General features: G+C 58.1%; 16 protein-coding genes. 8 read left to right on the top strand and 8 right to left on the bottom strand.

The genetic code is table 11. From position 1 onward, the window contains the following. Positions 1-2735: 2735 nt before the first annotated feature. The 4 genes from BRA471DRAFT_RS38240 to BRA471DRAFT_RS09710 form a co-directional block, all read right to left on the bottom strand. Positions 2736-3245, bottom strand: a complete 510-nt coding sequence (locus BRA471DRAFT_RS38240) for a hypothetical protein (RefSeq protein ID WP_035973787.1) — start codon at positions 3243-3245, stop codon at positions 2736-2738. Positions 3246-4005: 760 nt separating this feature from the next. Further along, a complete protein-coding gene (locus BRA471DRAFT_RS38235) occupies positions 4006-4182 on the bottom strand; it encodes a hypothetical protein (protein WP_007606691.1) in 177 nt (58 codons plus the stop codon). A gap of 57 nt (positions 4183-4239) precedes the next feature. Further along, entirely contained in the window at positions 4240-4401 is a 162-nt protein-coding gene (locus tag BRA471DRAFT_RS38805; protein ID WP_007606690.1) for a hypothetical protein, read from the bottom strand. Positions 4402-5284: 883 nt separating this feature from the next. Then, positions 5285-5689: a hypothetical protein gene (locus BRA471DRAFT_RS09710; RefSeq protein ID WP_035973783.1), complete on the bottom strand. Its 405-nt coding sequence runs from the start codon at positions 5687-5689 to the stop codon at positions 5285-5287. Between the two features lie 293 nt (positions 5690-5982). Between BRA471DRAFT_RS09710 and BRA471DRAFT_RS09705 the strand changes: the two genes are divergently transcribed. Further along, positions 5983-6204: a hypothetical protein gene (locus BRA471DRAFT_RS09705; protein ID WP_007606688.1), complete on the top strand. Its 222-nt coding sequence runs from the start codon at positions 5983-5985 to the stop codon at positions 6202-6204. Positions 6205-6674: 470 nt separating this feature from the next. Here BRA471DRAFT_RS09705 and BRA471DRAFT_RS09700 read toward each other — a convergent pair whose 3' ends face one another. From BRA471DRAFT_RS09700 to BRA471DRAFT_RS09685, 3 genes are all read right to left on the bottom strand, one after another. Further along, complete coding sequence (locus tag BRA471DRAFT_RS09700) at positions 6675-6923, bottom strand: hypothetical protein (protein ID WP_007606687.1); 249 nt, start codon at positions 6921-6923, stop codon at positions 6675-6677. 897 nt (positions 6924-7820) lie between these two features. Continuing rightward, a complete protein-coding gene (locus BRA471DRAFT_RS09690; RefSeq protein WP_007606684.1) occupies positions 7821-8393 on the bottom strand; it encodes a hypothetical protein in 573 nt (190 codons plus the stop codon). 162 nt (positions 8394-8555) lie between these two features. Continuing rightward, on the bottom strand, positions 8556-8900 hold the full coding sequence (locus tag BRA471DRAFT_RS09685) for a hypothetical protein (protein ID WP_157234050.1): 345 nt from the start codon (positions 8898-8900) through the stop codon (positions 8556-8558). A 1818-nt stretch (positions 8901-10718) separates the two neighbouring features. Here BRA471DRAFT_RS09685 and BRA471DRAFT_RS36695 point away from each other — a divergent pair. The 4 genes from BRA471DRAFT_RS36695 (at position 10719) to BRA471DRAFT_RS09670 (ending at position 14973) form a co-directional block, all read left to right on the top strand. Next, positions 10719-10973, top strand: coding sequence for a hypothetical protein (locus BRA471DRAFT_RS36695; RefSeq protein ID WP_007606680.1), 255 nt, complete (start codon positions 10719-10721; stop codon positions 10971-10973). A gap of 1671 nt (positions 10974-12644) precedes the next feature. Continuing rightward, positions 12645-12815, top strand: coding sequence for a hypothetical protein (locus BRA471DRAFT_RS38800; protein WP_007606679.1), 171 nt, complete (start codon positions 12645-12647; stop codon positions 12813-12815). A gap of 870 nt (positions 12816-13685) precedes the next feature. Beyond that, on the top strand, positions 13686-14537 hold the full coding sequence (locus tag BRA471DRAFT_RS09675; RefSeq protein WP_007606678.1) for a hypothetical protein: 852 nt from the start codon (positions 13686-13688) through the stop codon (positions 14535-14537). 244 nt (positions 14538-14781) lie between these two features. Further along, a complete protein-coding gene (locus BRA471DRAFT_RS09670) occupies positions 14782-14973 on the top strand; it encodes a hypothetical protein (protein ID WP_007606672.1) in 192 nt (63 codons plus the stop codon). 492 nt (positions 14974-15465) lie between these two features. Here the strand turns inward: BRA471DRAFT_RS09670 and BRA471DRAFT_RS38230 are convergent, their stop codons facing one another. Further along, positions 15466-15804 (bottom strand): hypothetical protein, encoded by a 339-nt coding sequence (locus tag BRA471DRAFT_RS38230; RefSeq protein WP_157234049.1) that lies wholly within the window; start codon positions 15802-15804, stop codon positions 15466-15468. 2720 nt (positions 15805-18524) lie between these two features. On the opposite strand from BRA471DRAFT_RS38230, the gene BRA471DRAFT_RS09665 reads away from it, so the two are divergent. From BRA471DRAFT_RS09665 to BRA471DRAFT_RS09660, 3 genes are all read left to right on the top strand, one after another. Further along, complete coding sequence (locus BRA471DRAFT_RS09665) at positions 18525-18836, top strand: hypothetical protein (protein WP_157234047.1); 312 nt, start codon at positions 18525-18527, stop codon at positions 18834-18836. Between the two features lie 74 nt (positions 18837-18910). Then, positions 18911-19162 (top strand): H-NS histone family protein, encoded by a 252-nt coding sequence (locus tag BRA471DRAFT_RS36685; RefSeq protein WP_083843193.1) that lies wholly within the window; start codon positions 18911-18913, stop codon positions 19160-19162. A gap of 565 nt (positions 19163-19727) precedes the next feature. After that, positions 19728-20036, top strand: coding sequence for a hypothetical protein (locus tag BRA471DRAFT_RS09660; RefSeq protein WP_231171074.1), 309 nt, complete (start codon positions 19728-19730; stop codon positions 20034-20036). Positions 20037-20070 lie beyond the last annotated feature (34 nt).

Genomic DNA, 20070 nt, shown 5'->3' with positions numbered 1-20070 from the left:
AGCCGCTATTGCTCCTGAACCGAGACTCAGTTCTGATTTCGGTCATTGCGGCTAAATTGCTTGCGGGAGGCGATCGTGACTGGCGAAGCCGGATGCACCGTTTGCAGCCAAGCTCGACTCCTCAAAGCTGTTTTTCCCGTCACCAAAGGCTACGAACTGAAGCGTTATGAATGCGCTAGTTGCGGCAGCGACCTGTGGCTAGTTACGAGAGTTTCCCGATCATCAGCGCCTAAGCAGCAAAGCGGAAGATCCCGACGAGGTACGCGGCTCAAGACCATCGAAGCCTTGAAAGGCGCCGGTCGTGCCGCAGCTAATCAAAAACCGAAAGCCCCGCCAGCGTGACTGGTCCCCGCAGCTTTTCCATTTCTGTACGATCAGCCGCGGCGTTCCGATTGCCATTGGAGAATGAGATTTCCCGTCCACCCGCAGGGCGGCCGCGACAGGGCACCATTATGATACCGATCGCTTAGACCTCCCTGGCGGTGTGAATTAACTCGCCGCCATGCCGACCTGCACCGGGGAAGCGACCCCGAAATCGCACGAAGCCATTTCCCGGCCCCGCGAAATCTTGCTGAAACAGAGGGGGTCGAAAGTGGCGTAATCGAACACGGGGATGCCACATGTTAGTCCTGATGAACCTGATCTGGCGGCGCCTTGCCTACACCATGCTGACCGCTATGCGGTCCAAGCTTGTGCGCCAATGACGAGAAGGGCGGCCGCGTAAGAAGGCATCCGTGCCGCGTCATGGACGGTCCGCCAGCCCGCCCCGGAGCCTTCCCCCTGGGCGCCAGGATTCAAGGAGCCGGCGGGCTCCGTACCAAAGGGTATCCGTTAGACTGGCAGCATCGAAGCCGCGACATTCGGGGCGATGCCACCCACTTCCATAGGCGCGCATTTCAGTGTGTGACTTAGCTTTCGGTCAGGTTTGCCAAAAAGCGGCCCCAGGACGGGAAAGACCTGAAGCCGAATACGTTCCCTGACCGCGCCAGGCCGATTGACGCTCGCCGCCACGACACTTGGATACCGGCATGCGGCATGCAGAAGGCACCTTCAGCGAGATGCGCGAGATGGGCCTACGCGATGTCCTGGTCCACTGCCATTGCGGCCATCACGTTGATCTAAGGGCCGATCGTTGGGCCGGACCACGTTCGCTTCTCTGATGTCGAGCCGCGGTTTGTGTGCGCCGGATGCGGCAACCGAGGGGCCGGGGTCAGACCGATTTCAGCAGCCGCAAGCCGCAGCCTCAAGCGCTCGTAGCCAATCCGTATTTTTCCCAAGACAAGGCGCCGCCAGCTTGCGTAATACGCGTTTACGCACTCGCGGCCCGACGCGTCCTTGTCCGGTAAGACGCGCCGGGCCTAACCATTCCCTGCTTTCCCCGTAAGGTTTGGCTGAGCCAGCATAGAGCGATTCTACAAGCGACTTATAGGTCTACGTCTCTGTGCAGCGCTCCTCTCGCTTCGGAGCAAAAATCCCATGTCTCGGGCCACACGTTTGACGGACGCGATATACCTTCCAAGCTCGGTTGCGATTTCCCCCGCGGTCGAGCCAACGTTGACCATTTTGATCAGCATCTGTACCTCGCCCTTGGTCCACTGCTTAGGTTTGTGGTTTCGCACGCGCCAAGCTCCGGTTCGCTCGAAGCGGAGATTAGCAGAATTGTTCCACTTCTGGAACGAAATGCCCACTGCGTGGATTTCGGTTCCACCGAATTTGTATTTGCAAACGAGACGAAGCTGGGGCAGAATTTTCTGCACCGGGGCTGGCTTCATATTTCACTTAGTTCTTTTAACCCGGCTGCATTGACCACGCGGGGCCGCAGCGATTTAACCTCCCGCTGCGGCCTTCGCCGTATGCCCGCCAGCGTGACCGGCGGTGGGTCGTCCGAAGATAGCCGCTCGAAGCGACTGCTTAGCTTTGTTTCCCGTGCATGCAGGCGATCACGAACTCCCGCTTTGCGCGACCTTGTCCCTTTCCTCTTCCGCCCGCACTGGAAAACCCAAGTTCGGTGGCGAGCTGCTGGCATTTTTCCAATTTTTGTTTCCAATTTTTGCGGGTTGCGAGGCGCGCCCTGCTGAGCCCGTACAGCGCCTCCGACCAAAGCCACAGCAATGGAAGCAAATAAGATCGGCCTAATCATTCTGCGCACTCCCTACCTGCAGTTGATCAAATCGCTGCAAGAAAATAGTGCACCTGCCCGCATTGCCCTCAATCAATGCGGGCAGAGGACCCTCGATCCCCCTTGAATTGTAGCATGGCAATGCGGGGGTGAGCCGGCGGGCTTTACGGTATATTCTTAAAAGCGAACTGAACCTCCACACCGCGCGCTTATACTGATGAGTATCCGGGATTTTCGCTAATCCCGTCCCGGGGCTGGACGGATATCAAGCCGCCGGGACAAGGTATTGTCTGCCCAGCGGCTCTATTTCGCCTGCCGGCTCAGGGGAGCACCTGCCAATGTGAACCGGCGGAGCTTCAAGCGACTTTCTCCCACCTACGATAAGCGGTAGCTCACCCGCGTTCCGAACCACTAGGAATCGACAATTTGCGAGATTCCTAAGATGCCGCTTCGCTGGCGGCATGCGCGCTTGTCGATATACGAAATGGCCTGGCCATTATCCGCCCCGCAGCCCTGCTGAATGGCTGGCCGACGGACATGTGACCTGCAGCATCCAATGCCTGAACGGCCGTTGCGATCGCAGGGTCGATGTGCGGATCGAGGCGCTCCCGCAGGATCAGCCGCGATCGTGCGTCGGCTTGCGCCTTGTCTGCTCGGCATGCGGCGCCGCAGGATCTGTGCATAGCCGCGGGCAAGTCCGGCCAAGCATGGGCTTGAGGTTCTGATTCCAGCGATGAAGCACGTCACCGAACGCCCTTTTGCCAATCCGGAAGTCGCCGCCGACTAGCTCGTTCAGCTGGCTTCGGCCATCGAGGCGGTACAGGACGGCAGAATCCATATCGAGAAGATCAACTACCCATTCCTCTACACGCTTAAGGCGAGCGGGGCAGAGTTCGGCGCCGGCATCAAGTGCGCTGCCGAGAAGGGCTGGCTCGAGCTCCACTAAAGCGGGACCTATGTGCCACTCCTGGCGCCGGGCGAGGACTTGCTGGCGAGGGAATGACGTGGTCCGTTTGACGAGCCGATCGCGCTGCCAGACGGCTTCCTGAGCTTGCATCAGCAGCCTGCCAAGAAGAGAACACGCCGCGCCTGAATAGCGAGCCGCGATGGTGGCGCTAATCCTCATGGAAGGCGGCGGCCCGACGATGTGCGCTCGTATTGGCGTCATGCGCGCTGCACAATCTGCTCCGCTATCAAAAGCCCCGCGCTTAACTTGCGTGGAGGCACCCTTCCGGCGCGCGTCGTATCCACCCGAATGCCGGGGGACCGAATCAATGCCTAAACGAGTGGCCAGAGCGGAGCAGCATCCACGCTGCGAGAACTGCGACATCTAACAATCCTGAGAACCTTCGTTCTCGACACCCAGTCCGGTCGCGAAGTCGGGGTGTACCAATGCCCAGCTGCGCCAAGCTGCACTGGAAAGAGGGACGCAAATCAGGACGAAGCGCGCGACCCTAATCAGCTGGTGAGGTGAGGCGCTGCGATCAGCTCGGCTTCGCTCCACGTTCGAATTCGACCGTCAGATTTTTTAGCGAGACCTTGACGGCGAACCCAGCATCGAGCCAAGCGCGTGCTTGACTGTGACCCGCGCGGACGTTCTCGTTGCTCCACCACGAGGTGAACTTTCGAGCCGACGCCGGGAGCTTGCGTCCTAGGACGTCCTCTATTTCGGCGAACGTTAGCCGAACGATCGGTCCACGCTCATTCGACAGCCGAACATGCAGTGGGTGGTAAATGGACTTTCTAGGGTTCATGGCCTCAGCACCGCAAATGTAAAGCCTTCATCATAGAACATCCGAGCGGCGCTGCACTGGACCGCAGACCGCTTGGACCTCGCAATAGCGGCAGTTCCTGCGGTTGAGAAGACGCCCGCCATTAAAGCGGTCTTACTCGTTCTCGGCTTGCGAAATTGCGCGGTCCAGTTCGGCTGCCAGGTTCGCGTAGTGAGCGACGACCCTCTCGACAGCTTCTCGCTTGATGACGGACTTTGCGGCGTCTCTCAACTGCTCGCACTTCCCGATCTGCTCGCGCAGTGTCGCAAGATGTTCGAGCATGTCTTTCATCACGCGTTCCCCAACGGGAACGCGCTAACGGCAAAGTCGGAAACCTGCAATCGGGCCTCAGTGCTCGGTCCGGCCGAGCTTTCGACGCGACTGTGCCAGCTGCTTGTCGAGCTGCTCCTCGACGAACAACAGGACGAGGCGTCGAGTGTCCCTGTCGGTGATGTTCTGAAAGGCTTTGATCAGGCGCAGCATCTGCAGATCTTCAACTGGTTGGGTCATGGCAAAGACCTCATCGGAAAAGCGACACATTAAATTATGTTTAAATATGCCTCTATTATTTCCGAAAAGGAACATGGAACTTGATTGAAAGTTAAACACCGCCGGCTCGCCGCCCAGAGCTGGCGGAGCGGCCCCGGCCACCCTCAAGGAGCCCCCCTGAAGCCGGGGCCGTGTCTCTTTAGATGGAGGGAGTAGTGTCCCCAGTCGAACGCCGATTGACACGGTAAGCCAGACCTGTCGACGAAAGCAGAAGAAAGAACCCTTTGAGATTTGAGCCCTTCAGTCTCTCTGCCATCGTGAACACTGATTAGGAACTCCCGTGCCTTGCGACGATTGCCTGTCCAAGTATGGAAGGAAAGAGCATGGTCCGGACGTCGATAATCGTTGCAGTAGCCTCGTTAGTACTTTCCGCAGGCGCATTCGCTCAGGGTGGCGGAGGTGGTGGCGGCGGCGCCGGTGGTGGCGCAGGCGGTGGCGGCTCTTCGGCCAGTTCCGGGGCTTCCAACGGCGGATCGTCTTCGAGCGCGACCGGTCAGACCGGAGCTGGCAACCAATCTCCTACAACTGGCGGAGCCGGCCAGACCACGACCGGAAGCGGCGTCAACCAGTCGTCTGCAGGCAACAGCGCCTCAAGCACGACGAAAAGCACGGACCCCAACGCGCCAGGAGGCTTGCCTGCAAACGCACAAGCTAGGCGTAACGCAGGTGCGGGCACCGCCCCGAATGGGCTGCCAATCGGCTCGCCCGGTTCCGGGATCGGGTCGCCCGAACACCCCGTCGGTTCAAGCCGTTGAGCGCGCCCCATCAGGTTTCGCAGAGCAACGCACTCTTAAGGCAATGCACACTGCATCCGCCTGTCGATGGCAGCAAAGGCGGTGGCCGCCTATCCAGACCGCTTTTCCAGTTCTGCGACGATCAAAGCGCGCTCCTCTAACTGAGCCTTTTGGCTCTCAATTAGGGCATCGAGGATGGAAAACGCGAGAGCGAGATCGCGTTCTTCGCGCTTCAGCCGGGCGATGACCATCTCTTGCTGGCTGATGTGTTGCTCGCCTTCTCTAAGACGGCGTTCGGCTACGATCAAAAGCTCATGAAGGCGCGAAATCGGCCGCTCCTGCCTCCGCTCAGGCTCAAAGCGGGCGAGACGCCGTGGGCCACACCAAACCTCGACAGGATCAACCGCAGCCGCGGCAGAGCCCAGCTGGAGAGCCTCTTCGGCGTTAATACAGTCTATCTCTTGCGCGTTCAGTATCCCGCCGCAGTCGTCGAGCGTGAAGATATGACAGCGCATCGAAGCTTCGCAGCTGTGGTTCAGTCAGGAATACCGACGCAGGGCCTAGACGTTCCCTTGTCCGGTATGCACCGGCTCAAAAAACCTTCAAGTGCCGCTTTCTCCGCTCCCAAATTAACTTCGAGCGCGGACATCAAGCTTAATTTCAAGCTTCAATTGCGGCGACACATCGGAGGGTTACGCTTCTTTAGCCCGGTGGGACATCGATCTTTAGACGGGCCTGTGTAGCGATCTCGCCACAGCTTTTGGTTAAACGCGATGCTAAATTCTCCGGCTCGGCACAGGAGGGCGTAATGTCCATCGATCGCTCACAGACAATAGAGTGGAACGGTGAAGTTCTAACCGGGTGGATTATCGTGGACGGTCTTTCGAGAAAGGTCGCTGCGGACCGCAAAACGATTCACAACCATGCCCCGGGTTTTAGCGACGCTCTCAGTTGGGAAATCGACCGATTTTACGGTGAGATCTTCGAGAAGATGATGCCGTATTTTCGGGCAACCGCCATTGGGCGCTAAGGTAAGCCCGCCAGCGTGTACCGGCGGGTTTTGTATTTTTTATCGAGGACCTGAACCTTCACACTCCCTGCCTACACCCACGAGTATCCGGGGTTTTTTGCTAATCCCAATCTCGGGGCTGGACTGAAACAAACGTCGCCGGGCCGAAGGTATTGTGTGCCCGGCGGCGCATTTGTTTTGACTAGGCTCAGAGCCGATGCAGCCGCTGACCTAGTTCAGCAAGCCCCATGCTCAGCCAGAAGCAACGGCGGGCGAGCCGTAGCTGTGCCCGCATGGGCAGAAGCCGGATCAGGCGCACTCCAATTTCTCGTTAATCAGATCCAGGCGTGCGCTGATTTCAAGCACTACCTAGTGCGTCCCATCAATGGCGGTGTCCGCATCGGGCCCGGCGAGGACAATCGCAAGCAAGCCGGTGAGTTTCTTCGGTCTTCGCTTCCCTTAGGAGATCTAGGGGTGCCTAGGTCATGCCGTCACCCCTTGCTGCCAGTGCTGCGTGCCGATCTGCTCCAGCGGCCCGTCATGGTCAGCAATCCCGCTCTCGGCATAGTCCTGCTCCAGATCGCGCCGGCCACCGGAGGCCCACCGGATTTGATCGCCGCCGCCGGATCACAGCTGCCGAGTGTTGGCCCGTCTTCGAGGTCATTCTCTGCCGGGTCGTCGTCTCCGCCCGAGGTGTCGTCCTCCAGGTCGGCCGGAATGTCCTCCTCCAGCTCAGTCATGACGTAAGGGTCGGACTGGTCGAGGAAGGCGATCAGCCGGTGATCTCCGCTGCAGCCTCTTTTCTAAGCCTGGCGAGGTCGCTGAGAGCCCTTGCGCGCTCCTGCTGTTGGATACCGAGGGCGGACAAAATCGCGCCGGTAGAGTCCGCTGGCAGTTCGCTGACGTTTTCCATGGTGGTGGGGCCATGACCGGCAGCCGGGGCTAGAAACCTGCCAGTCAGACAGGCGCGGCGCCTTTAAGGGAGAAACTTTGGGGGCAACTCCCTCTGGACATCACGACGGCCCCCCGGCCAAAGGCCGGACAGCACATGGCACACTCGAATCTGCCGCTAGGATAGCGGCTGAAATTCAGCATGTGACACGGGCAGCACTGGTTTGGGTTTCTAGACCCACCCGAATCATGCACTTGATGGTGTGATTTTCAAGGACTGCTTTTGAGCGAGGCTTCACATGGGAAGGCCTGCCGTGGTTCGGACTATTACAATCACCATTGATGGTGTTGCGCATCACGGGACATATTTCGTCCAGAACTGCGCCGTCTACGTGCAATCCGTCCTCGGAAGCAAGGCAACCCACGTCGGCGGGTCGCCCCCGGAAGCGGTGGCCAAGTTGCTCCTCTCCGAAATAATTCGTAGCCGTACTGAGGCGATGCACTAAGCGCAGAATTGCGCTTAGGTAGGGCGCGCCTGAGTCGTGGGGGAAAGTGGCACAGAGCACGGTGAGTCTACTTGAACGCGTTGGCGCTCTTTTTGGCGCGCTCCATGTGCGCCACGAGGGACCGCGTGCGGTGGCTGCGAAAAGTTGTCATCAACGCTGAGCGCATGCGGCTCGGGATCAAAGAAGAGGAAGTTGCAAGCCGAGGAAACTTTCTGATCTCTGCGTCGGCACTCCTCTGCTTCACTTAAACGGATCCTGGATCGAAGGCGCCGACTGCCTGATGCGGCGCACGCTCACCGGCGTGCCGTCGGAGACGAACAGCAGCTCGTATCGGCGGCCTTCATTGTCGGTCGCTGCGCAGGTGACATCAGTCACCTTCTTCGCAGCGAAATTGCCAGTCTGGCGGCAGGTACCGGTTGATGGCTGCTCGGCCGGCACCGGCAGTCCGTCGACCTTGGGCCGATCCTTAGAATTGAGCAGCATGAGATCGATCGCCAGCTCGTAGGAATTGTCGTCGGCTCGCTTGCCGTTCGCGCCGGAGAACGATACCACGTGGTTCTCATCGTCGGGATCGTCGACGGCGACCGCGAAATTGACCCGCCCCTTGTCGCCGTAGGCATAGACCAGCGTCTTGCAAGCGAAGCTGCGCCCGGCGACCTTCAGCGTCTTGCACTTCCCCGACATCAACGCCAGGAAGCTGACAAAAGCATTCGGTCCGGCGCTGGATGGGGAGGTTAAGGATTGTTCCTGAGCAAAGCATGGCCCGAAGGAAACTAGGAAAACAAGTGCTGCGGTAGTCGAATGATTTGGCATTTGGTCACTTGGAAGAGTTAGGCACGAGCCAGACCACATCAGCATGGAAAGCGCAACGGTCGCAAAGTGAGCCCTGGATCGCGCGCCAGCCGCCGTTTGCTGCACTGCGCAGCAGTCAAAACGCGCGTCGACAACTAGGCAGCCCTAACGATCCTGGTCAAGCTAGAGCATAGGTGCATGCGGGCTCGCGCGAAGGTGTCGATCAGAACCGGGGCGTCGAATCTCACCGGATGCCCTGAAGCACCTCCGCACCGCGCAGAGATCCCGGGCCTCGCTCCCTGAGCCAATCTTACCGTGCTGCTCGATGGTATGGCGGTTGGTGGTGATGTAAACGATCATAGCGCATGCGGAAGCGCGGCGATCAATCTCGCGGCGCAGTTCCTTGGCGCGCGCTCTCGCCGGCTCGCCCATCAAGCGACGGCCAGACTTGGCATCGGCTCGGACCTGATCGCGGATGCTCTCGTACATGTGCTTGATGTAGTGGTCTGAAAGTTTTTCGAACGGCATCCGCGTCACCATCCTTGCAAAGAAGGGTGGGCCGCCAGACCTAGGGCGTATCGCTGGCGGCCCGTGCCGGACAGTTGAAATTGTGGTCTTGAGGATTCGATTTGGGGATAAGACCAGCCCTGTCCGGCCTTGCCATGAATGCGCAAGCGCGCAGCGGTCTCAAGTCAATGTTCGGATTAACCTCACTTCTCAAGGTTAAGTGCGCTGACTTGGTGCACGGCTTCCCTGCAATGCCGCCCTGAGGCTTACGAGGGCTGCTTTCAATAGATAATTGGAAGAAACGGAAATCGCGGAAAGACACCTTAACGGGAGGAGCCCACCAGGTCCGTACTTTGCCCGCATTGTTCGCCCGACGGGCGGGCGTTGTGGCGATCAATCGCGGCCTGTTCATGGGCTCAGGCGGGTGAGGTCTTGGGAGCCGTCGCAGATGACCGACGTCGGCCTGAACGGGCGTATGGTTATCACGCGTCTGAAGGCTTTGCGCCGATACTGGAGCGCGCTGGGTGCAAAAACGCCGCCCGCTTGAATGAGTCGCGGGCGGCGACTTCCAGCCCCGAGGGGGATGATGCAAAACCCCGGTATCGATTAGTCTGGATAGACTACATGACGATTCAAATAAAATTGGGCACGATAGCAATCGTAAGCCATGCCGATCTGGGCGCTGAAATCGTGCACGGCTTTCAAAGGCTCAGTCCCCGCCAGCCCCGGGATTGAGTGTTTCTGCAAAAACCGCCCGCTTGAATCTTAATTCTCATCGCGGGCGGCATTTTTATTCTGGCCGCTAGAAAGACAAAGACCCCAGATCCGGGTTGAGATCGGATCTGGGGTCCAAGCGTACCAAAGGAAGCGTTCGGGTGTGCGACGACCGAACACCCGCACGCTACGCTCCGTGCCCTAATTTAAAGTTACCATTGTCCAAATTCAGTCCGGGGCGGCTTGGTCGGACATGCCTCCGGTTCGTCTAGGAAGTTTGCGGCGGCAATGATGGGACCGCTGCCAAGCGACCCCATCGGCTCAGCCATCCGCCCACCCACCCTGACGGCCGCCCGCTCAAGATCACCTTCGGCAAGATGCAGGAGAAGGGCGTTTGGGGCGTCGTGGTCTGGTGCGCCAACTGCCGTTGCAGCCATCGGGGCGCGGTCAGTGCGGACCCGTGGCCGGACCATACGCGGCTGGCCGCTGCCAGTACAAGAGCAGCTATGGTCAAGCCCTTGATCATCGGGAGAACGGTAGCCTTGCCGAGTAAAGTCTCGCTCAATGGTAGTGCAGGCTCGACTCGCTTTGCCCGACCAGCCCTAAGTAAACGATTTCTCTATTTGGCCCGCAAATTGTGCCGCGACTTTCCGCGACAGCTTTATCGATCTGTAAGAAGAGCTGGCTTAAAACCCGTCCCCATGGAAAAGCGAACCGCTCGCCGTCGACGTGTATTCAAGTCGGCACTCATCGAGTTTCCCGGAGGCTCCTTCAGTTGCGTCGTCCGAAACTTCTCCGATCTGGGCGCCAACCTGGACGTGCCCAGCGCATCTGGCATTCCGCACGAGTTCACACTGATCATTCCGAGCGCGCAGTCCCAGCTTTCCTGCCGAGCGGTGTGGCGGTCGGAAGGACGCATCGGCGTTGCGTTTTCCTGATCATCGCTCTGGTGCCGGCACTGGCCCGCGCGGGTTAGAAGGCACAGCTAGGGACGCCCATGATCCCGGCTTCGCGGTGCCTAGAGATCGTCTTGCCGGCTGGAACCGCAGATGTCGTCGGTAACCGGTTGACTTATCGCAAGCGCTAAATCACGGTCCTGCTCGCCGGCACGTGGGGGGCTAAGTGATGACCGACCAGAAGAACTACAATGAGCGCTATTTCCTGCGCTTGCTCCAACATGGCCCGTTTCAGCGGCGGCCGCGTGGAGGCTGGCGCTTCGGTGTCAAGGTAATCAGCGACGGCGTCGTTGAGCGGCTCCTCGCCGGTGGTCACACCGAGATTGCCGGCTCGCAATTGAGGCTGAAGCCGCTGGCCTCTAACCCGCCGAGCGGATCGAGCCGAGCGACGACCTCGCCATCATACTGCTGGCGGACTACCTGACGCGCGAGCGTGACGCGGCTACGCACGATCGACTGGCTGATCCGCATACTTGATGACGACCGGCTGCGCGATGCTGTCCCGAGGTCTGGTTGACGCGCGGCTGCATTCCATTGCGCCGCCTGCGAAGATACTGGCTGGGTATGCGAAGCCCACCCCGGCCGCTCTTGGGACGGTCCACACGCCTGCGGCTGCGGCGCAGCCGGCGACCCTTGCCCACGCTGCAATGCTTCGGAAGCCGACCGACCGCGACCGCCAGCGGGCTTTCGGTTCAGCTTCGGCCTATTGGCGGATTTGGCCCGCTGCTTCCGGAAGAGATAGGCGCCCAGTCCCGAGGTCACTTACGCCGGCCAGGGTGTGGTGAGCGTCTAGCTTCGCTCGCTATTCCGCGCGGCTAATTCCTGGTCCAGCTCCTTCAAGCGGACGAGTAGGTTTTCCACTATCTCCATGCAATCGGAATGCCGCAATGACCGCACGCCCCGCGCGGCCAGCTCTTGCTCCAATATAGTCGCCACGATGCCTTGGATGCTCACAATCGTCCCCCGGAAAACATTGCTCCGGCCAGATACGGCTCAACAAAGAATTTGGGTTCGCTCAGCGAAAAGCCGCAGCGTGGTTCCAGCCCCACTGCGGCATTCCCGACAACTTAAAATTGGGTCGTGCTTAAATCGCGCCGGTGTTCTCACAGTAGAACACCCCGTTCCGAAAATGGACTCCGGATAACTACCGAACTCGGGTTTCTAAGCATTGTTGCTTTCGGGAAAACATGGCAACGCTCGCTTTCCAGCCCCATGCTCCCGGCTGCCAATCCAATTGCGGATCAGAGCGCCGGAGCTCGAAAGTGAAGGTCGCAGGAACGGCTGAGAGGCTGCTCCTGCGACCGACGCCGCGTCTGAATCTCTGACGCATCAACCGAACGGTTGAGACCCGCCGAATTTCGACAGTCTCCCGTAATAGACCGGAGATGCGCCAGGCATTCCATAACCCTACGCTGCCCGCTTTTGGTTATTTGGATGACGCGGGACAATCCACCGATCCTTATTTGCAATGTGTGCAGGCGGCCCATGGCGTACCTAGCGAGACTTCCAGAGATTGCAGGTCTGCCCGCTGTGTACGCCTATCGCTGCCTACCTTGCCTGAGGGTCGATACCATTGTGCTGGGCCCGCTCTAGGAACGCCGCTCCCGCGAAAACGTTGAATGACCGGTCTGTGGCGCGACGGTTTCGCGCCATCCACCCGGAACGGTCTGTCGTCTACCGCGCGTATGGCGGCGGGCCGGTTCTCGTTGAAACTCAACAGCAGAGCCGTCCGTAGCCTTAGTATGCCGTGTGTAAAAACTCGAAAAACTGCCGCTGGACGAATTGCTGCGTCGAACGTGCCGTACGCGCTCGTCTAGGCTGCCGGTTTGCCCGCCAACACTTGGACTTGGTCAATATCCATTCCTTGGCTCCCTCTTCGGTCTCAAAATCCCGATATGAGAGTCGGGTCCGCAACCTGTCTTGACGGCCACAAACCAACGTCCGCCTCTCACGTTGCGGTTCAATTTTGGCACCAGCTGAGCCATTCCTATGCGTCCAGTCCGTCCAACCGCAGGAATAAACTCCGGATTTAATTTAAATGGAACCAATTTAGTCGACGCTGTATTATCTGTGGATTACAGCGGAGTTTAACTCCATGCATGATGAAGACCTGGCCCTTCAAGCCGTCAGCGATGCGCAAATCATTTTGGAAGAGTATTTAAAGCCGCAGCCGCGCAACAACGAGCGCGCCATTCTCGACCAACTGGTGGAAATTTTAGAGCGCCCCGACCTCATTGTGGCGGTTAATCGGATGCACCACCGCTAGAATTGCGCGCGAGCTTCAGCCATTCGTCAGCGAGCGGCCCCTTCCTCGTCTGCAGCGCATCGTACGCAGGCTGATGCGCTGGAGATTGAGGCGGTGTTAGTAGCTCTCTGCTCGCGCAACCAAATGAAACACGCGCGCTTGCAACGCGGGCCTATGTTGTCCGGGGCTCCGTAAAGTCAACGCAACCGCAACGGCTACGTTGAAGCCGATCCATATTGCGAAGATCAAAATGATGGTCGACATGGGCAAGTCTCATCAGCGTTTTGCCGTAACTCGGGATGGTAGCAAATCTTAGTTTTGAGATGAGGGATTGCATATCCGGGCGATTACCTGCGACGATCGGAATTCGGCAAGTGTCAACCGTTCGGCTGAGACCCATATGACGAACAGGTTGTGCCAGCGTTCTCCCTCGCGTGTCGATTACTGTCAGGTCGAGGCTGGATCGTTTCTGCTTCCGATGCGAGGCAAGACAGCGATACGCTTGAACTTGACTTCCAGCGCGGCCTTCGTCGTCTCACCCTTGTGGTTGCGCACATCTATGTAATGCGAGTCTTTGACGCTGGCCCAGCGCTCCAGGATATCGTTGAACGCCTTATGGCCGCTGGATAGTATGGCGAGCTGCTTTAGTGAGCCTTCCTGACCTTTCGGAGATGTCCCCCTCGCAGATAATTGAGGTGAGACGACAGGATTAAGTGTGAGGTAACAAACTGCGGCAATGACCGCTCGTTACTTTATGCAGAAGGCGTTCATCCTGCATCGATTGATTTATGTTAACGACAAGCGAAAGTATGGATGTTCATAGTTGAGCTAATCATCCGATAAAAAAGATCGCGGGCACACCGTGTCATTGCTGACAAGCTGGAGGCCGCAATGAATCTCCAGGGGATAGCCGGAAGATTTTCCGAAGGTGACATACATTACGTGCTTGGTCGATTCCGGACTGTCCGTTTAGCCTACGGTGCTGCAAGGCGGCTATTTGGGCGCGGCGTTTTGGCGGAACAGAATGGAATTCCGACGCTCTTTCCCCATCGGAACGTCTCCGAAATCGTTAAGACCATTTCCGAAGAAGCAGTGTTTGTGGGGTTAAATCTCCCGGCGTATATAGTGAGCGAAATTGACACCTTTGCTCGCACGGAGCCGCTTCACGCCAGCTACGACCCGAATGGCCCCACGTTCCGATATTCGGAAGTGATCAGAGGTAAAGCTCCCGACGGTAGATCCGTGCCAGTCGCCGGTATTCACAAGCCGACCCGCTGTCCTGCAGTGCAAGCCATTGTCGATGATCCCGTATTACAAGCCATCGTGCGGACTTACCTTGGGCACGAACCTCGCAAGGTGATGACCATCATCAACTGGAGCTTTGCGGCGGACTTTACCCAGGAGGAGCGCCGACGGCTGAAGCATCAGAACGTGCTTGACTATCATTATGACGTGGAGGGATACAACTTCGTATACGCCAACTTCTATATAACCGATAGCGACCGCAATTCCGGAGCGCACGTAATGATGAAGCGCTCACACAATCGCAAGCCGCTTCGTATGCTTCTTGGCTCGGCGTCGGCAAGCGAAGCAAGTGTGCGCAAGCAGTTTGGATTAGAAAACGAAGTCATCATCGAAGGCAAAGCAGGCACCGGCTTCGTTCAGGATACGTCATGTTACCACCGCGCTACTCCGCCGACCGAGCGCGACCGACTTATGCTTGCTGTTCGATTTATCAATTGAAAGCCGCTCGGCGTCGGAGTAGCTGAGCCGACGCAACCTTTCTCCTCACGTTGCATTCGCCGTGCCATTTAACCTTGCCTCATTGCTGTCTGACGAATTCCGATCTACGGACCCGTCCAGCAACAGAAGGGGCATTGCAGAGCAGCTTACGGTCGCCGAATTTCGCTTTCAGTTTCGCGAAAATCGTATAGAGTTGAGGAGCTGCTTACGATTTTAATCGGCTTCTATTTTGTGTGAGGCGCCAATGGATCTTTCCAGCGAGCGTTTGCGACGCATTTCCGAGGAAAGGCAAAGACTGATCGATATTTTGCTGGAGGTAAAGCGGCTGCGCAAACTTGTTGCGGCAGCAGAGGCCGAAGCCCGAAACAGAGCTCGGCACGTGCGCAGGAAGAACATCAGGCTGGTCGCAGACGCGAACGTCACCGCTTCTCTTTAACCTCTTTCCCACTTGGCGCTCGCCGCTTGTGCCGCTGTATCGAGCTGGCTTGCGATCGCCCAGGTGTTTTAGGATCAAACGGACGAGATCTTACAAGCGAAGTGATCTCGAAAATCAACGGCCTCAGGCGGTCGATATACAGGCGCTGTCACCGCGTTCTGATGGCGAATACGGTATCTACGGCGATACTCAAATAGCGGAGCCGCATCAGCTGGCGAACTTGGGAGCATCTTGGAAGCAGCGCTTTAAACGGCGGTGATCCGGCCACCATCTAACATCGGCCCTCTCGGCTCCTTGTCGGGCTTAATAGCCGGGTCCATGGCCCGCCGAACGATGCCCGGGTCGCGCTTCTCGGTGCCCTTGATCTGGCGAGCTTCGTGGATTTCCTTTGCAAGCCAAGTTCTAAGATGGGTCCTGATTTGGCGAGCTGCTATGGGGGACGCGGCAAGAACATGAGAACGACTTGTGCGGTCGCTGCACCGACGATGCCGCTTAGGATTTTCTGGGCAGCGCTGAAGAGGGCGGGATAACGATCAGGGCGAAGGATTTGCGACAGTTCGATTGCGAAAGCTCGCCGACAACGCGGATTTGGAACAAGGCATATTCAAGCGTTACGACTAAAACCGTCAGAGTTTTTGAGGCTGCCGATGTCCGATGAGGCGCTCCAACGGGAACTACAAGAGCGAGACGTTTGTCGAAGGCGAACGGCGGCTTGCTTAAACGCCACTTCCTCAACGTAGCGCAAAACCAAACGGCGCGCGTCGCCGTTCTTGATTTTCTGAAAGCCATGATCAGGCGTAACATCTGGAGGTCTTCAATACTGCTTGTCACGGAATGATCTTTCGAAGAAAGCGACATTCTAGTAGGCTTCGGATTGCCCAGGCACCTGACCGTTCGTCAAATGGCTTATCGCCGTCTGCACCAGCCCCACCGATCCTCGCCCCGGCATCGCCGGGCCGGCGTCTTCTGACGGCGCCGTCACACGTGGGACAGCCGTCGCCCGATAGGCGTGGCCGCTCTCGCATCGTACGGCCGACTAAGGTTGGATGCTCTACGGGATTATCGTGGGACGAGTTAGATGAACAGGCTTCAACAATTCGTTGAGCAAGGCGCATCTGGCGAACGCACCGGCCGCACCGCCTACGCATTCAACCCTCGATTCTGCCTGAAGCGACCAAGGATCTAGATTGGCAGCCAGTGGCCGAGTTCAGCGCCGCGGACGAGATTTTAGGAGACCCCGACTTGAGGAAGGTCTTTGAGGCCGCGTTGAAGCACGGTTAGTCACGGGCAAGAGGCAGAGGGTAAGCCTGCTGACAGACGCTGTCGCCGCTCGGCCGGAGGGTCGTCGTCCAACGCCCCACCGGCCGTGCGATCGCCTCAGGCGCGAGGATTGACGACCGTATAACCTCGTAGAGAGCGCGCGTGGATTCTCGTCGCGCCTCCTCCCGAGTTGGCATCGTATGCCATCCATACGTCGCCGCTAACATGCTGCTCTAGGACAAACACGTGACCATGCCGCGCGGCAACCATTCCCGGAGCTGGCGTTGCGCGAGGAAATCGTAGCCAATTGGACGCGAGATTTAAGTCCGGCACGATGCGACCAAACACCTTGATGGATGCACCGCATCCGCAGAAGGCGCGAGGGCAGCCTGCCGGCCGGCTACCAACGACTTGCCCTCGGTCTACCGTGGCTTCAGCAAACGACATCAGAGCGCGTGCTAACCGAAGCGTCTGCGATCGTCGTGAATTGCTGAATTTATATGGTTGCGAAAACGAAAAGTCGCAGGGCATCGTGACGTTGCACTCAGGCGCTTTATCAAAATTTGGACGGCGCGCTTCTGAAGCGGTGGCCCCGACAATGACCAAGACAAACGCGACAAAAACTCGTCTTAACATATGCAGGACTCCTACGGGTTAATCCTGCCCCGAAGCTAAAAATGGCTTCGAGTTTGGCGGAAATTGGGCCTCAGACATCTAGCGTCGAGCGTCGATTTGAAACGAATTAAATCCTCATAAATGGAGCCGTCGCGCGTCCTCCAGCGTGGGAAGCAATTTGCCCGCAGGGGCCGCGCTGCTCCCTCGGTGTGCGACTGCGCAATCAACGCCTAGTGCCTTGAGTCAAAGCGTTTCCTTCGTTCGCGCGCAACTCGGGGCCGGGGTGCTGTTGGATGGTGCTGGGTCCAGGCGGAGCGAACGCTGCCCAATCGGCTGGTTTAAAAACTGGGAGACGTGGTTTAAATTTAGAAGATTTGAAGACGCGGATAAGCTGCAGTGCCCGCCGCTTGCAGGAGCCAATTGACGTCATGCGCCGCGACGAGAAGCTGGAACCGACCCATTCACGGATCACGTCTGCGCTTTGGCCAAACCGCGAAGCCTCTTTTCTGCTTTGCAAGCACCGCCCGCTCGTAGCGCTCGAGGCAGCGCAAGCTCTTTGCATCGACCTGTTCGAGCAAGGTCAATAGCGCAGTCAGCATGTCAAAGCGAATGTGATGGATCTTGGCGAGGCAATATCCGCGGTCGCCTTGATACCAAGAGCTGCGATGATCGACAAGCAGATGCGCTCAATTGACGAACCTTTGCTCGTCTCCCGTCGTGACAGTCCATGGCGCAGCGCGTTGGCCTGGAGCGGGCCTTACCGGACACCGATTGGGACCTGTGCTCCGTTTGGCATTTCTACGATGGGCTTCGATTTGTAAATTTGTGGCCATCTGTGCCTCACGCCCGCTTCAGCAGCTTTGCGAACAGTGCACGCCGCTTTAAGCGGTACTCTTTGCCTCTAGAAGGCGGGGTGACTAGGCACGATCATATTCCGAACATCGCGCACACTACACGGGCGCTACCGAACTTGCCGCCCTCACCTCGCAGCTTCATACTCATCCCTGGTATCGCGATGGTCTCGCCGCTGAGGCTACGCTTTTGGCGACTTAAAAGGAATGTCGCAAATTCTGCAAATCAACAACGGTTGTAAACGCTGCTGGACAAACAATCCTGTACCATACGCGCGCCGCTCTAACGGGCGCCTTTGAGCCTGCATGATGTCGAAGACGGCGTCATGACACCGTTCTCGCACTTAATGCACGCGTTGACGCATTGATCGAATTTCTTCTGATCAAACGTTGAATACAACTTGGCTGCGCACGCATTTGTCGCGCCTGTGACGTCGTCATCACCCGCACAAGCGGCGAGCGCTGTGGCACCCGCCAAGATCGCTTTCCGCACAGGATCCGTCTGCTCACAGGCGCAAAGCTTAGATATCCGCGACCGGCTTAAGAACTTGCAGCGCACGCAAGGCGACGGGCTTGATTGACTTGGCGCTGTCCCGCAAGAGGTCGCGGTTTTCGGGATGGCAGCAAATGCAACCGCAATTACGCCGTCCGACAGTGAATGCAAAACACGCAGTACGAGGAAAAGTCATCATGAAGCCGCTCCTTGCCAAAGGAGGCCCCCGCGAATCGTTCTAGCCGGTTCAGGCTCCCAAGTCGATCTCCGGGTAGTGACGCTTTCGGCGATGCCCCCACCATCCGGCGGGGACCCTCGTCTGTATTGTGCTCGTGGCCAACAACCAGCGTGGGTACGGCGTTAACTTCGAGGCCGCCTCAAGCGCCAACGTGGTTTTTGGGTTAACCAGTGGTGGCACCCTGTCACTCGGAGATGCCTTTCATTTCAACGGTACGATTTCAGGGTTCAACGATCTGGATGTTATCGAGTTGAACAACTTCGACGCCAATTCAGCCTCTATCAGTTACGTCCAAAATGCGACGACTGGCGGCACGTTAACAATCGAAAACGGAGCAGTCGTCCACCTGGCGACTACACCGCCGATTCTTTCAACCTTGTCTCCGATTTGCCGGGCCACGCGTTGATCGCGTACGCGCATCAAGGGATCATCTCATAAGCATTTTCATTACAAGATCTTTTCTGCACCGGGGAGGTAGCGATGAGGGACTATCAATCCATGTCGTTGGACGACCTTTTGCTTCATCATCACGAAATTAGCGAGACGATCCAACAACGAACCAATCTAAAATCTCACCTGACCAAGCCGCGGAAGGCATATCCACCTGTCCGTCCAAAATACCGAAACCCCAACAATCCGTCACAGACGTGGTGTGGACGCGGGAGTCAACCGCGATGGGTACACGACTTACTTGCGGCGGGAACAACACTCGAAGATATAAAACTCACATAGCCCACGATCCTGTCGGGCGTCGGTCTTCGATGCTGCCTTCTTCGAAGCTGCTGTTTGAGGCGGCTCATGATCGCGACTTGACTTGAGCACCAGCAGGTTCGGAGAGCTTCACGACCGCTTGCTGCTCGTACCCCCCTTTTGCCGGATCAGCAGGAGTTAGCTTTGCCAACCATATGCTCGCTACGACCGATGACGATCGACGGCAGAAGCGCCCGGATCTTGACAAGCACCTGAACTATCCTAGCCGAATCAAACGATCGAGTTCACGGTGCATAGCCTGACTCCAACCTGGTATCGACACACCAAAAGCTTGCCGGAGCCTTGACGTGTCCAGCCGCGAGTTGGCAGGCCTGATTGCCTTTGTTCGCGTCGTAAGCATGCGGCGTAGGCTGCGCGTTCCAGCCGATGCCGCCGGCTGGCCGGTTACCGGGCTAAACCTCGTCGGGCTTTTTCGGCCTTCGGCTTAACGATCGCCGCGAGCAACCGACCTCGACACCGTCACCACTGACCTGATGTCAGGCGAGTACAGCAACCCGGTCAGGGTCATCGCCTTCACCGCCGGGCGTTGGTCGAGGATGTCTCGGAAGACATCCTCGCGCTCTGCGGCAAGGAGTTGCGGCCGGTGCCGCTGAGCCTGCGCAAGACCAATCTGGCGCGTCTGCTGCGCGGCCGGCCGGACGGCATGTTCGTCGCGCCGTTCGAGGGCGCGGAGCTCGGGCCGGAGCTGTTCGGCGCTGCCTGCCGCATGGGCCCGGAGGGCCTAATCTCAAAACGACGCGACCGGCGCTATGGTGCCGGACGTTCGAAGGACTGGATCAAGGTAAAGACTCGGACGCACCCTGCGATGACGCGCGTGATGGACGCGCACAAATAAAAGCCCGATCCACTATCTCTGTGAGCGACCACCG

The sequence above is a fragment of the Bradyrhizobium sp. WSM471 genome, from assembly GCF_000244915.1.
Taxonomy (GTDB): Bacteria; Pseudomonadota; Alphaproteobacteria; order Rhizobiales; family Xanthobacteraceae; genus Bradyrhizobium.
Note: the sequence above shows the minus strand (reverse complement) of the source record. Positions and strands in the feature narration are given on the sequence as shown.